Consider the following 12,410-nt stretch of genomic DNA (forward strand, 5'->3'; position numbering starts at 1 on the left):
CCCCGATGGACGTGCTGCGCGGACAACTGGTCCAGGCGGTCCTGGGCACCCTGCCCGCCGACCTGCCCATGGTCGCAGCCCAGGCCCTGGCCCGCGGGCTGGACTCGCCCGCGCTGCGGGAAGTGGCCGGGCTGGGGCGCGCGGACCCGGCGGAGGAGCTCTTCACCGAGGCGCTGGCGGAACTCGGCCTGTCCTGGCCCACCCCGGGGCAGGCCCACCTCTACGCGGCCCGGCACCTCTGCTCCCGGCTCCTCGGGGGCGCGCCGGACGCGGCCCGCGCGGCCGCGGCGGCCGAGGACGTGTACCACCACCTGTGCCTGGTCGCCGCCCACGGCGAGGGCGACCACGACTACAGGTCCTTCCTCGACCTGGCCTACGAGTGGGACGCGGACCGCCGGGCCGGTGTGGTGCCCGCCCCCGGGCGGGAGCGGGCCGTGGTCGCCCGCTTCCGGGAACTCGCCCGGGAGCTTCTGGCCGCGAGCGGTTGAGGCGCACGGGAGGGGCCGGGGAGAGCCCCGGCCCCTCCTCGGCGGGTCCGTGCGGTCAGACGGTGTGCGCGAAGGCGCGGTCCTCCGCGGACTCCACCATCAGGGCCTGGACGCGCCGGGCCTCGGCGCGTTCGGCCTCGGGCACCTCGTGCAGCGCCCTGCGGCGGGCGCGGCGCCGGGCCAGGGCGACGGCGGCGGAGCGGCGCAGCCCCGCCTCCTCGGCCTCCAGCGCCAGGGCCCTGCGGACCCGGCGCCGGTAGGTGTGGCGGGCGGCGAAGTACACCGCCATGGCGATCCCGAAGTTCAGCAGCACCTTGAAGACGATGCCCGCGAAACCGTCCAGCAGCGGCGAGTCGAACAGCCAGTGCATCGCCATCGCGGTCAGGACCAGGACCGACGCCCCGAGGACCCGGCGGCCGCCCGGCAGCCACCCCGCGGCCGCCAGCAGGCCGACGCCGGCCCCCGCCACCGCGGACATCGCCCAGTGCGAGCCCAGGCCGGTGAGGAGCACCCGCAGGACGGCCGTCTGCGCCACGGCCAGGCCGCCGTTCACCCCGCCCGCCTCGACCACCGTGTTGAGCCCGTAGATGAGGTTCTCGGTCACCTCGAAGCCCAGGCCCACCAGGGCGCCGATCACGAACCCGTCGACCGGCCCGCGCACGGCGCGGGGGAAGGCCACGGCCACCAGGACGATCCCGGCGAGCTTGAACAGCTCCTCGTTGAACGGCGCCGTCATGGCCGCGCCCCAGACGGCGGAGAACTCCAGCCCCAGGGTCTTGGACCACACCCCGGTGAGCGCGCTGTTGGCGAGCAGGGCGCCGCCGGTCGCCGCGGTCAGCCCCCACGCCACCGCCACCAGCGAGGCGGCGGGATCGGGGGCGCGCACCGGCCGGATGCGCCGGAACAGCCAGAACCCGAACAGCAGGGTCGCGGCGGCGAAGACCAGCCCCAGCGCCGCCTCGGCGAAGAACACCCGCACCGTCCCGCCCAGCCGGACCGCCAGCGTGACCAGCCCGAGCAGGCACAGCACGCCGATGACGACCATGGAGACGAAGGCGGGCAGGCGGTACCCCGCCACGGTCTGCTCGGGGGCGCGGGGCGCCGGGACCCGCTGCGGCCCGGGCCCGTTCCTGCCCCGCCGGCGCTGGGCGGGCACCGTCCCGGCCGCGGTGTCGGGGGACCGGGGGTCGTTGGGCGCCTGGCTCATCGTCCGCCCTCCTCGGTGAACGTGACGGCGCGGGCGACGTCGGCGACCGCCTTCAGGTCGGCGGTGGTGGCGTCCTCCCCGCCCAGGGTCATCTCCACGGCGAACTCCCCGTCGGGCGAGGGGTACAGCACGGCGGCCCCCTCCTCGGAACGGCTGCGCATGACCCCGGTCAGCCCCTCGACGCCCTGCTCGGTGGTGATCGCCTCGGGCTCGCCCAGCCTCGCGGTGGGGTCCCCGGCGCGGACGATGTCGCCCATGCCCGCCCACAGCCGCTCCGCGTCGGGCAGCGGGTCGCCGACGGGCGTGACCGAGGTGACGGTCAGGTCCACGGGCCCCCGGTGGAAGCGGTAGGTCTGGCCGGCCTGGCTGGCCCCGACGTCGAGGTGCCACCCGTCCTGGGGCAGGGTCAGCGCGGCCCGGTACCCGCCGCCCTGGCCGAGCGTGATCTCGTCCCCGGCGCGGACCCGCTGGGCCCCCGGCAGCAGGGAGTCGAGCAGCGACCAGACGACCACCAGGAGGACCGCCACGGCCGTGGCGACGCCCAGCGGGATCCAGTGGTTGCGGCTCGTCCCCGGCGCCGTACCACTCGGCTGTGCCATGGCGCCCCTTTCGTCACTCATGGTGATGATCTGTCCGGACAAGGGAAGCATCCACGACCGGGCGTACTGCCGGGAAAGTTGGAACTTGGCACATTTTGACGGGGATTTCACCGTTCCCTGAGCGGTGTCGGACCTCAGGGGTGCACGAGGATCTTCACGTGGTCGTCGCCGTGCGCGATCAGCTCCTCGTAGCCCTTCTCGCGCGCCTCCTCCAGCGAGAGCCGGCCGGTGATCAGCTCCTTGGGCTGGAGGACGCCGCGGCCGACCGCATCGATCACCTCGGGGAAGTCGAGGGGCCCGTAGCCGAAGCTGCCCACCAGGCCGATCTCGGTGGAGGCCAGCACCGCGGCGTCCAGCACCACCGGCCGCCCCTCGGACACGGTCACCGCCCGGCCGCCCTTGCGCAGGGCGCCGATGAGCGTCGCCACCGCCTCCGTCCCGGTGCCGGAGGTCTCGAAGGAGACGTCGGCCCCCAGGGGCGCGGACCCGCGGACGGCGGCGACCACGTCCGTCTCCGCGGGGTCGAGCACCAGGTCGGCGCCCAGCTCCTCGGCGATCCGGCGGCGCAGAGGGGACGCCTCGCTCACCGTCACGTGCGCGGCGCCGCGCGCCCGCGCGGCCATCAGCACCCCCAGGCCCACCGCCCCGGCGCCGACGACCAGCACGGTGTCGCCCTCGCACAGGCAGGCGCGGCCCACCGCGTGCCAGGCCACCGCGAGGGGCTCCACCAGGGCGGCCACCGTGGGGGAGACGTCCTCGGGCATCACGTGCACCCGGTCGGCGGGCACGACCACGTACTCGGACATGCCGCCGCCCCCGCCCATGAGGCCGATGAACCCGGAGTTCTCGCACAGGTTGTACTCGCCCCGGCGGCAGGCGGCGCAGCTGCCGTCGAACACCAGGGGCTCCACCGCCACCACTGCGCCCTGGGGCGCTCCGCGCACGTCGGCGGCGGCCTCGACGACCCGCCCGGAGAACTCGTGGCCCTGCACGTGCGGGCCGTGGGTGCGCAGCACGGGGTGGAGGTACTCGTCGGGCAGGACGGGGTCGAGGTAGTTGCGCACGTCGAACTCGCAGATGCCGTTCCACCCGACCCGGATCTTCACCGTCCCGGGCACGACCCGGGGCTCGGGCACCTCGTCCACCCGCAGGTCCCGGGGCCCGTGCAATCGCAGTGCCCGCATCCGGCCCCCTTCCGCCGTTCCTGCCCCCTTATCTCCCCACCCAGCCCCCCTGCCTCCCCGCCTCTCCGTGTAAACACTTCCCCTGGCCGCTGTCACCGCAAGAGCAGGAGAGGCCGATGCGCCTGGTGTCCCTTCACCGCGAGGAGTGCGGCCGCCGCGTGCGGTTCCTGGACCCGAACGCCTACCTGGAGGCGCTGCCCGGGCTCGCCGCCCGCCTGCCGCCCGGTGCCCGGGCCTTCGCCGCCGACCCCGGCCACTACGACTTCTACGGGCCCCGCTGTGTGAAGGACCTGCGGCCGGCCGGGATCGCGATGGCGCCGGGCGGGGAGGGGCTGTTCGACCTGACGCTGACCTTCGAGCCCAACCCCTTCAAGCACGACGCGGGCCTGTCGTTGGCGTACACCGGTGTCTCCTCCTTCGCCGTGGAGGCCGACGGGGAGCGGGCGCGCACCGACGGCGGATCGCTCCCGGGGCTGGGCGACGTCACCCTCGACGAGGTGCTGCCGCACGAGCGGGGCTGCTCGCACGAGGTCGGCCTGCTCGGCGGGCGGATCCTCGTGGTCGCCCGGGATGTGGTGGCGGCCTGGGGGTGAGGCTCAGGGGCGGAGGGTGAGGTGGTCGGCGGGGGAGCCGCAGGCGGTGCAGGTGGGGGTGGTGTCCAGGACGGCGACGTGGTCGCGGTGGTGGAAGACCACCGGGGGCTCGTCGTAGAGCCAGGTGGAGCCCCAGTGGGCGAGGGCGGTGACGACCGGTGCGAGGTCGCGGCCGGCGTCGGTCAGGTGGTACTCGTGGCGCGGCGGGCGCTCGCTGTAGGCGCGGCGCTCGACGACGCCCGCCTCCTCCAGGGCGCGCAGGCGGGCGGTGAGCCGGTCGCGCGGGGCGCCGGTGTTGCGGGCGATGGCGTCGAACCGGTGCACGCCGAGGAGGAGCTCGCGCACGACCAGCAGGGACCACTTCTCGCCGACGAGGCTCAGCGCGCCGGCCGCCGGACAGGGGCGTCCCGGGACGGTGGGGTTGGGCTTCGTCGTCTCCGTCTGCGCCATACCCCCAGGATGGCACACCCCATCGAGTTGGAAAAACAAACCGACCTGTTAGGGTGCGTCCATGACCGACAGCACACCGGCCCCCGCCGCCTGGGGAGAGCCGCGCGAGAAGACCGTGACCTGGTACGACCCCAAGGTCGTCGCCGCCGGACGCGAGGGCCTCACCGGTGCCGCGCACCTGCGCGCCATGGCCGGCGGCGAGCTGCCCCCGCCGCCCATCGCCGCCCTCATGGGGTTCGACCTCGTGTCGGTCGGCGAGGGCGAGATCGTCTTCACCGGCACCCCCGACGACTCCGTCTACAACCCCCTGGGCATCGTCCACGGCGGCTACGTCTGCACCCTGCTCGACACGGTGGCGGGCTGCGCCGTCCAGACCACCCTGCCCGCCGGGTCCGGGTACACCTCGATCGAGATCAAGGTCAACTACCTGCGCCCGGTCACGGCCGGGACGACCCTGACCGCCCGCGGGTGGGTGCCCAAGCCGGGGCGCCGCGTCGCCTTCGCCGAGGGCGACGTCCGCGACGAGTCAGGCAAGGTCGTGGCCACCGCCTCCTCCACCTGCCTGGTCTTCGACCTCTAGCCGAGGGCGGCCAGCGCCGACCGCCACACCGGCGGCACCGGGCCGGTGCAGGCCACCGACCCCACCGCGGCCAGCCCGGCCAGGCCCGCGACCGCCTCCGCCAGCCCCGGTGCCGCCTCCTCGTCGTCCACCCACGCCTCGGCGTACACGCCCTCCAGTTCCAGCACCCCGCGCCGCCGGTCCGCGCGGGCCGCCACCCGCCCCACCAGCCGGTCCCCGTGCAGCACCGGCAGCACGTAGTACCCGAACCGCCGCTTCGCCCGGGGCGTGTACATCTCGTTGACGTAGTCGAACCCCCACAGCAGGGACGTCCGCTCCCGGTCGCACAGCAGGTTGTCGAACGGCGAGAGCAGCGTCGTCCGCCCCTCCCACCCGGCGCCCGCGGCCTCCTCCACCAGCGGCAGCACGTCGGCGTGCACGAACCACGGCTCGGCGCTCCCCTCCACCCGGGCCCGCACCGCCCGCCCCCGGGCCACCAACCGCTCCAGTGTCCGGTCCGTGTCCCCGTACCGCTCGCGCACGAAGTGCCGGCGCACGTCCCGGGCCCGCCCGGCGCCCAGGGCCCGCAGCGCGTGCTCGGCCGACCGCTCCTCGATCTCGGCGTCGGTCCGCTCCGACCGGTCCGCCCACGCGGGCAGACACCGCTCCGCCAGGTCCCACAGCCGGGTGCGCCCGCGCCGCCCGGCCACCATGATCCGCCCCTGGAACCACAGCAGCTCCAGCATCCGCTCCACGTTGCGCCCGGCCGTCCACCCGGTGGACTCCCAGGGCACCGCCGCCCGGTCCTCGAACCCGTCGGTGGGCAGCGGCCCGGCCTCGCGCAGCCGGTCCAGGACGTGCTCGCGCAGCTCCCCGTTGGCCTCGGCCCACGCCCCCAGGCGGGAGCCCTCGCCCGGGTGGCGGCGCATCAGCCGCCGGTGCAGCGGCAGGTCCTCGGTGAGCACCATCGACGCCGCGTGCGCCCAGTACTCGAACAGCCAGCGCTCCTCCCACAGCAGCGCGTCCAGGTCGGCGTGCCGGTACCCGCCCAGCCTGCTCCACAGCACCAGCTCGTGGCTGCGGGCGACCACACCGATCGGGTCGATCTGGAGGCAGCGCAGGTCGCGCAGCACCTCGCGCAGGCCGTCGGGGCCGGGGCGGAGGCGGGGCCCGGACAGGTGCTGGCGGCGCACGGCCAGGCGGCGCACCGCCCGGGTGTCGAGTTCGAGGGTGTCCACGCGGGGCTCCGGGGGTGGGGGACGGGGGTGTGCGGCCCAGTGAACCGCACGCTCCCGACATTCCGCACGTCCCGGCCCCGCGGCCTACAGGGTGGTGGGCAGCGGGCCGCCGTTCCAGGCGACGGCGTCGTCCAGGGCGGCGCGCAGGTCCATCGGCTCCCCGGCCAGGTCCGCCCGGGCGCGGTGCAGGTTGAGCACGATGCGCTCGGCGTCGCCCCAGCCGGCGAACTCGCCCAGGTCCAGGGCGCGCGCGTTCTCCAGCGGGCTCAGCCCGGCGGCGGCCCCCTCCCTGGCAGCGGCGAGCACGAACCGGTAGTACCGCTCGTGGGCGGCCAGCACCGCGTCCAGGTCGGCGGCGCCGAACACCGGCCCGTGGCCGGGCACCACGTGCGCGGGCTCGAAGGAGCGCAGCCACGCCAGCGACCGCAGCGCCCCCTGCACCGAGCCCATGAACACCAGCGGGGTCAGCCCGTGGAAGATCAGGTCACCGGTGAACAGCACCTCCTCCTCGGGCAGCCAGGCCACCACGTCGCCGGGGGTGTGCGCGGTGTACCCGGGGTGGCGCAGCTCCACCCGGCGCCCGCCCACGTGCACGGTCAGCTCCCGGTCCAGGGTGATGGAGGGGAGCCGGCGGGCGACCGGGCCCCAGTCGGGGTGCGGATCCCAGACGGGCGGGCAGTCCTCGAAGATCGGGTCGTGCAGCAGCGCCTCGCGCATGGCGGCCTGGCCGATGAGCGCGGCGGTGTCGGGCAGCAGCGAGTTGCCGTAGGCGTGGTCGCCGTGCTGGTGGGTGTTGACCGCCCAGCGCACGGGCGCGCCCCCCGTGGCCGCGTCCAGGGCTGCCAGGAACCGGCGCGTGCGCTCGTGCGTGGCGCAGGTGTCCACGACCAGCACCCCGTCCCGGCCGACGACCGCCCCGGCGTTGTTGACCCACCAGGTGCCGTCGGGCTGGACCCAGGCGTGCACCCCCTCGGCGACCTCCGTGAGCGCGGCCGCCGCGGGCCCGGTCGCGGTGTTCCCTGCCATTGCCGATCCTCCTCGTCGCCGGTGCGCGGTCCGCCAGGCTACCGACGGCGGGGCCGCGGCGGGGCGGCCACGGGAATACCGTCCGGATTCGGGGGGATCATCCGTTGCGGTCGGCGGGCGCGGCGCCCGCCGGAAAACCGAACGCACCACCCGCGCGTCGTATGGTCGGCGCGCGTGCGCCGGTGCGAGGGGAGGCGTGCGTGGTCGAGGACCCGACGGTCGGCCGGGACACCGAGGACACCTCCCCGCGCGGCCCGCTGGGCTGGTGCGGCGCCGGGCTGTGCCTGGGCGGGGCGGCGCTGGCGTTCGCCCCCGAGGTCCCCTGGTGGGCCGCGCTCTCCGCGGCGGGGACGGGACTGCTGATGGTGGCGGCCGGGCGGCGCCGGATGCGGGCGCGCCCGTGGCGGCGCTCCCTGCCCCCGGCCGCGGCCGGGCTGGTGCTGGCCCTGGTCGCCGGGTTCGGGGTGCGCGCCCTGACCCTGTCCCTGATGGTCGACCACACCGTCGCCGCCACCGTCCCCGGGACCGCCCCGCCGGTCCCCGCGCGGGCGGCGGAGGTCGCCTGGTCCTGGACGCCGCCCGGGGACGGCGCCGTGGTGGACGTGCTGCCCGGCACCCTGGGCCCGGTCGTCGTCCTGGACGACGGGGTGGTCGCCCTGGACGGGACCACCGGCGGGGAACTGTGGCGCTACCGGCTGCGCGGCGCCGACGCCCGCGCCTCCGTCCACGGCGGCGGCACCCGCGTGCACGTCGCCCACGGCGACCCCGACGACCCCGGGCGCACCGGCGCCCTGGCCTGGGTGGAGCTGGACACCGCCCGCGGCGCCACGGTGGAGGCGTTCACCACCCCGCCCCCGCCGGACGGCGCGGACGCGCGGGTCCTGGCCGCCGGACCCGGCACCCTGGTGTACTCCTGGCAGGAGGGGGACGGGCCGCCGCGGATCAGCGCCCGCGACACCTCCGGCTTCCGGGAGGCGTGGTCGTTCACCGTCCCGGAGCGGCCCGGCCGCGTCTGCGGGCCCCGGCGGGAGTGGGACGCCGACAACACCCTGCGCACCCCCGACGTGTTCCTGGTCGCCTACGCCTGCGCCCCCCGCGATTCGCCGTCCGGCGCCTCCTCGATGGGGCCCGCCGACACCCCCGCAACGCACCTGACCGGAGTGGTCACCGCCCTGGACCCGCGGGACGGCGGGGAGCGCTGGACCCGCGAGCTGCCCGGGCTGGGGGACTTCCCCGCGCTGCGCACCGGCGGCCCGGCCGCGGACCCCGAGGCACGCCCCGCGGTGGTGGCCGGCCCCCTCGCGGGCGGGGGCGCCCCGGCGGCCCTGGACCCGCGCGACGGGTCGCACGCGGTGCGGATCACCGGCGAGTCCTGGACCGACGGCCGGTCCGTGCTGGTGGGCGCCGACACCTCCGGCGCGGTCGTCGCGGAGACGGCCGCCGACCGTGTGCTGTTCCACCGGGTCGACCCGGCCGGGGAGATCGTCGAGACCGCCGCCCTGCCCGGTGACGAGGTGTCCGAGCACGGTCCGGGCCCGGCCGTGGGGCTGCCCGGCGCGGTCGCGGTGCCCTCCGGCGGGGACCGGGCCGGCGCGGGGGAGGGGAGCGGCGCCCCGGCGCTGTGGTCGGTCCCCTTCGACGGCGACCCCCGGCTCCTGGTCCTGGACCCGCCCGACGGGGCCCGGCCGGAACCGCCGGGCCCGGACGCGGGCGACCACCGGGCGGTGGCCGTCCCCGGCGCGCTGGTCACCGTGGTCCGCGGCGCCGACACGGTCCGGCTGTACGGACTGGTGGCCTGACGCGGGCGGGCGGAGCCCGGGCAACCCCGGGAAAACCCCTGCACCGCGGGGAGAGCACTGGTAGCTTCGCGGCATGCGGGAGTTGCCAGACCTCCACGAGGACCGGATCGCACAAGCCCTGGGCGCGTGGGGCATCCGCCCGGTCGCGCTCACCCACCTGCCCGTCGGCTTCGCCGACCACCACTGGCGGGTCACCGACACCTCGGGGCGGCGCTGGTTCGCGACCGTCGCCGACCTGTCCCGCAAGGCCTACCTGGGGCCGACCCCGGTGCAGGCCCGGGAGCGGCTGGCCGCGGCCATGGACACCGCGGCCCGGCTGCACGACGACTCCGGCCTGGGGTTCGTCGTGGCACCGCTGCGCACCCCCGAGGGGCGGACCGTCCGGGCGGTGGGCCGCGACCGGGTGCTCAGCCTCTTCCCGTACGTGGAGGGCGCCTCCGGCGAGTTCGGCCGCCCCCTGACCCCGTACCTGCGCGGACTGCTGCTGGACGCCCTGGCCCGGCTGCACCGCGTCGCCCCGGTGCGCGGGGTGCCCGCCGCGCCCGAGGAGATCGGGCACCGGGCCCACTTGGACGCCGTCCTGGAGGACCCCTCCCTGATCGGGGCGCACGGCCCCTACTCCGGCCCCGCCGCCCGGCTGCTGGCCGAGCACACCAAGCGGGTGCGCACGCGGTTGGAGGAGTACGACCGCCGGGCCGCCCGGCTCGCCGACGCCCCGCTGGTCGTCACCCACGGCGAGCCCCACCCCGGCAACGTGGTCTGGCGCGGCCCCCGGCCGCTGCTGGTGGACTGGGACACCGTGGGGGCCGCCGCCCCCGAACGCGACCTGTGGCTGGTCGCGGAAGACGCCGCCGACCTGGAGCGCTACAGCGACGCCTCCGGCCACCCCGTGGACCCCGACCGCCTGGACCTGTACCGGCTGCGCTGGACGCTCCAGGACATCGCCGAGTTCGCCGACGCCTTCTCCCGCCCGCACACGCGCGACCGCGACACCGAACTGGCGTGGCAGGCACTGGAGGAGACCGTCACCGGCCTCTGACCCCTGGTCGGGAGGTCGGCGGCGGGTCTCCCCGCCCCCGGGCGCTGCGCTGGGTAGCATTCTGATCGCCCCGCGTCATCAGCGCCCGTTCCACGGAGACGACATGCGACTTCCGACGAGAATCAGCGACATCCCCCTGCGCCTGGCCACCGGCGCGTTCATCCTCAACTCCGGCCTGTCCAAGCGCGGCGCCGACGAGGAGACCGCACGGGGCATGCACGGCATGGCCGCCGGCACCTACCCCTTCCTCAAGGACGTCGACCCCACCACGTTCGTCAAGGCCCTGTCCGCCGGGGAGATCGCCCTGGGCACCGCCCTGCTGGTGCCGCTGGTGCCGAGCAGGATCGCGGGGGCGGGGCTCGCCGCCTTCGGCGCCGGACTGGTCGGGCTGTACCTGCGCACCCCTGGCCTGCGCCGCCCGGGCACCCTGCTGCCCACCCAGGAGGGCACGCCCATCGCCAAGGACTCCTGGCTGGTCGGCGCCGGGCTGGCGCTGCTCATCGGCGACTGCGGCGGCGACCGCCGCTGCTGACGTTCCTCAGGCTCCCGAGGCCGGGACGAACACCCGCAGCGCCGCCGGCCGCTTGGTGAACCGCACGGTCCGGGAGCCCTCGACGACCTCCCCGTCCACGGCCAGCAGCCGCGGCTCCTCGGGCAGGACCAGCTCCAGAGCCCGGGCGGTCCTCTCCCGGTAGCCCTCGCCCTGCCAGTGGCGGCCCAGCAGCACGTCCACGGCCGCCCGCAGGCGGGGGAACGGGGAGCGGGCGCCCAGCACCCGCACGTCCAGGCGGCCGTCCACCAGGCTCTCGCGCAGTGCCGGGACCCGGCCGTGCGTGCGGTAGCGGCCGTTGCCCACGAACGCCCACCACACCTTCGTCTCGCGCCCGTCCACCACCGCCGGAACGGGCGAGACCTCGCGGAGGTCGTGCCACAGGGCCAGGGCGAACGCGGGCCACTTGCCGATCCGCGGCGCCCACCGGTCGCGCCGCTCCACCATGCGCGGGTAGGAGCCGAACGACGCGGTGTTGAGGAACAGGCGCCCGTCCACCTCGCCCACGTCCACCCGGGCGAGGCGGCCGCCGGCGTAGGCGCGCAGCGCGATGTCCACCGAGGTCAGACCCAGGGTCCGGGCGAAGTTGTTGAGCGTGCCGTCGGGGATCACCAGCAGCGGCCGGTCGTGGTCCATCGCGGCGCGCGCCCCCGCGTTGACGGTGCCGTCGCCGCCCGCCACCGCCAGCACCGAGCCGGCCTCCGCCGCCTTGTCCATGACCATGGCGATGTCGTCGTCCTCGGACAGGGCGACGATCGTGGCTCCCGGCAGCGCCCGCGCGATCTTCGAGGGCGTCCCGCCGGTCGCCGGCCCGGGCAGCCCCTCGGCGACCGCCGTCGGGAGCAGGTCGGCCGAGCGGGGGTTGACCACCACCGTCACACCGGTCCCGGGCAGCGTCCCGGTGGACAGGGCGTCCTCGGCCGGGGCCGGCTCGCTGTGCACGCCCGCGGGAAGAGTCTCGGCGCCGTGGACCAGCTCCGGCCGGGGCGGCACCACCGCGCGCGCCGCCAGCCCGGCGGCCAGCCCGATGGCCGCCCCGCCCAGCACGTCGCCGGGGTAGTGGACCCCGCTGTGCACCCTGGACACCGCCACCACCCCGGCCAGCGCCGCCACCAGCGCCGTCAGCGGGCGCGGGGCGTCGGCGCCGATCCCCGCCGCGTAGCCGACGGCCGCCGCCGTGTGCCCGGACGGGAAGGAGGAGCTGCGGTAGTCGCGGTAGGGGATCCGGGCTCGCGGCACCCGCGACAGGTCCGGGCGGCCGCGGTCGGTCAGGTGCTTGACCCCGGCGGAGAGCGCGTTGGCGGCCGCGGCCGCGGCCATGGCGCGCAGGGCGGTGCGCCGCAGCCGGGGGCCGCCGGTGGCGGCCAGCGTCGCCGAGATCAGGAACCACGGGGCCATGTTGTCCGTGGCCTGCACGAACTTCGGGGTGTAGGGGTCCAGTGCGGGCGGCCCCAGGCCGGTCACGAAGCGGTGGATCCTGCGGTCCAGGCGGTCGATCGCTCGTAGTGCGCGCATTCGTCCACGGTGCCGCCGAGACCCCCTCGCTGTCCAGAACCGCTCCTGTTCCGGTGCTCTCGCGGCCCTGTGGCTCAGGTCACAGTCCTTTTCGGCGCCGCCACCCATCCGCGGCCGGGCCGGCCCCGAATACCCGGTACCAGCCCCCACCGAAGGGACACGT

At 76.3% G+C, this 12,410-nt stretch carries 13 protein-coding genes; 6 read left to right on the top strand and 7 right to left on the bottom strand.

What is annotated here, in order from left to right:
• Positions 1 to 5 precede the first annotated feature (5 nt).
• Positions 6 to 488 carry a hypothetical protein gene (locus ACFVNO_RS04900; RefSeq protein WP_355255769.1) on the top strand — a complete coding sequence of 161 codons (483 nt, stop codon included), beginning with the start codon at positions 6 to 8 and terminating at the stop codon, positions 486 to 488.
• A 55-nt stretch (positions 489 to 543) separates the two neighbouring features.
• Here the strand turns inward: ACFVNO_RS04900 and ACFVNO_RS04905 are convergent, their stop codons facing one another.
• From ACFVNO_RS04905 to ACFVNO_RS04915, 3 genes are all read right to left on the bottom strand, one after another.
• Positions 544 to 1,695: a PrsW family intramembrane metalloprotease gene (locus ACFVNO_RS04905; RefSeq protein ID WP_378889432.1), complete on the bottom strand. Its 1,152-nt coding sequence runs from the start codon at positions 1,693 to 1,695 to the stop codon at positions 544 to 546.
• Positions 1,692 to 2,294 (bottom strand): hypothetical protein, encoded by a 603-nt coding sequence (locus tag ACFVNO_RS04910; RefSeq protein WP_355255763.1) that lies wholly within the window; start codon positions 2,292 to 2,294, stop codon positions 1,692 to 1,694. Before ACFVNO_RS04910 ends, ACFVNO_RS04905 begins: the two co-directional genes overlap by 4 nt.
• Positions 2,295 to 2,428: 134 nt before the next feature.
• Positions 2,429 to 3,478: a zinc-binding dehydrogenase gene (locus ACFVNO_RS04915; protein WP_355255761.1), complete on the bottom strand. Its 1,050-nt coding sequence runs from the start codon at positions 3,476 to 3,478 to the stop codon at positions 2,429 to 2,431.
• A gap of 116 nt (positions 3,479 to 3,594) precedes the next feature.
• Between ACFVNO_RS04915 and ACFVNO_RS04920 the strand changes: the two genes are divergently transcribed.
• Entirely contained in the window at positions 3,595 to 4,071 is a 477-nt protein-coding gene (locus ACFVNO_RS04920) for a hypothetical protein (RefSeq protein ID WP_378889436.1), read from the top strand.
• Between the two features lie 3 nt (positions 4,072 to 4,074).
• On the opposite strand, the gene ACFVNO_RS04925 is transcribed toward ACFVNO_RS04920, so the two are convergent.
• Complete coding sequence (locus tag ACFVNO_RS04925; RefSeq protein ID WP_355255755.1) at positions 4,075 to 4,521, bottom strand: helix-turn-helix domain-containing protein; 447 nt, start codon at positions 4,519 to 4,521, stop codon at positions 4,075 to 4,077.
• 61 nt (positions 4,522 to 4,582) lie between these two features.
• Between ACFVNO_RS04925 and ACFVNO_RS04930 the strand changes: the two genes are divergently transcribed.
• A complete protein-coding gene (locus tag ACFVNO_RS04930) occupies positions 4,583 to 5,101 on the top strand; it encodes a PaaI family thioesterase (protein WP_355255752.1) in 519 nt (172 codons plus the stop codon).
• Here the strand turns inward: ACFVNO_RS04930 and ACFVNO_RS04935 are convergent.
• Both ACFVNO_RS04935 and ACFVNO_RS04940 read right to left on the bottom strand, forming a co-directional pair.
• Positions 5,098 to 6,318 carry a DNA glycosylase AlkZ-like family protein gene (locus tag ACFVNO_RS04935; RefSeq protein WP_355255748.1) on the bottom strand — a complete coding sequence of 407 codons (1,221 nt, stop codon included), beginning with the start codon at positions 6,316 to 6,318 and terminating at the stop codon, positions 5,098 to 5,100. The genes ACFVNO_RS04930 and ACFVNO_RS04935 overlap by 4 nt on opposite strands.
• 84 nt (positions 6,319 to 6,402) lie before the next feature.
• Positions 6,403 to 7,344 (bottom strand): MBL fold metallo-hydrolase, encoded by a 942-nt coding sequence (locus tag ACFVNO_RS04940; protein ID WP_378889441.1) that lies wholly within the window; start codon positions 7,342 to 7,344, stop codon positions 6,403 to 6,405.
• A 200-nt stretch (positions 7,345 to 7,544) separates the two neighbouring features.
• Here ACFVNO_RS04940 and ACFVNO_RS04945 point away from each other — a divergent pair, with 200 nt between their 5' ends.
• The 3 genes from ACFVNO_RS04945 (at position 7,545) to ACFVNO_RS04955 (ending at position 10,714) form a co-directional block, all read left to right on the top strand.
• Positions 7,545 to 9,143, top strand: a complete 1,599-nt coding sequence (locus ACFVNO_RS04945) for a hypothetical protein (RefSeq protein ID WP_378889444.1) — start codon at positions 7,545 to 7,547, stop codon at positions 9,141 to 9,143.
• Between the two features lie 73 nt (positions 9,144 to 9,216).
• The gene (locus ACFVNO_RS04950) at positions 9,217 to 10,182 is read left to right on the top strand and encodes a phosphotransferase (protein WP_355255739.1); all 966 of its coding nucleotides are present in this window, start codon (positions 9,217 to 9,219) and stop codon (positions 10,180 to 10,182) included.
• Positions 10,183 to 10,285: 103 nt separating this feature from the next.
• Positions 10,286 to 10,714: a hypothetical protein gene (locus tag ACFVNO_RS04955; protein WP_355255736.1), complete on the top strand. Its 429-nt coding sequence runs from the start codon at positions 10,286 to 10,288 to the stop codon at positions 10,712 to 10,714.
• Positions 10,715 to 10,720: 6 nt separating this feature from the next.
• On the opposite strand, the gene ACFVNO_RS04960 is transcribed toward ACFVNO_RS04955, so the two are convergent.
• Complete coding sequence (locus tag ACFVNO_RS04960) at positions 10,721 to 12,247, bottom strand: phosphatase PAP2 family protein (RefSeq protein WP_355255733.1); 1,527 nt, start codon at positions 12,245 to 12,247, stop codon at positions 10,721 to 10,723.
• Positions 12,248 to 12,410 lie beyond the last annotated feature (163 nt).

Origin of the sequence: Nocardiopsis sp. NPDC057823, from assembly GCF_042797335.1 — a bacterium.
In the GTDB taxonomy this organism is placed as follows: domain Bacteria; phylum Actinomycetota; class Actinomycetes; order Streptosporangiales; family Streptosporangiaceae; genus Nocardiopsis; species Nocardiopsis changdeensis.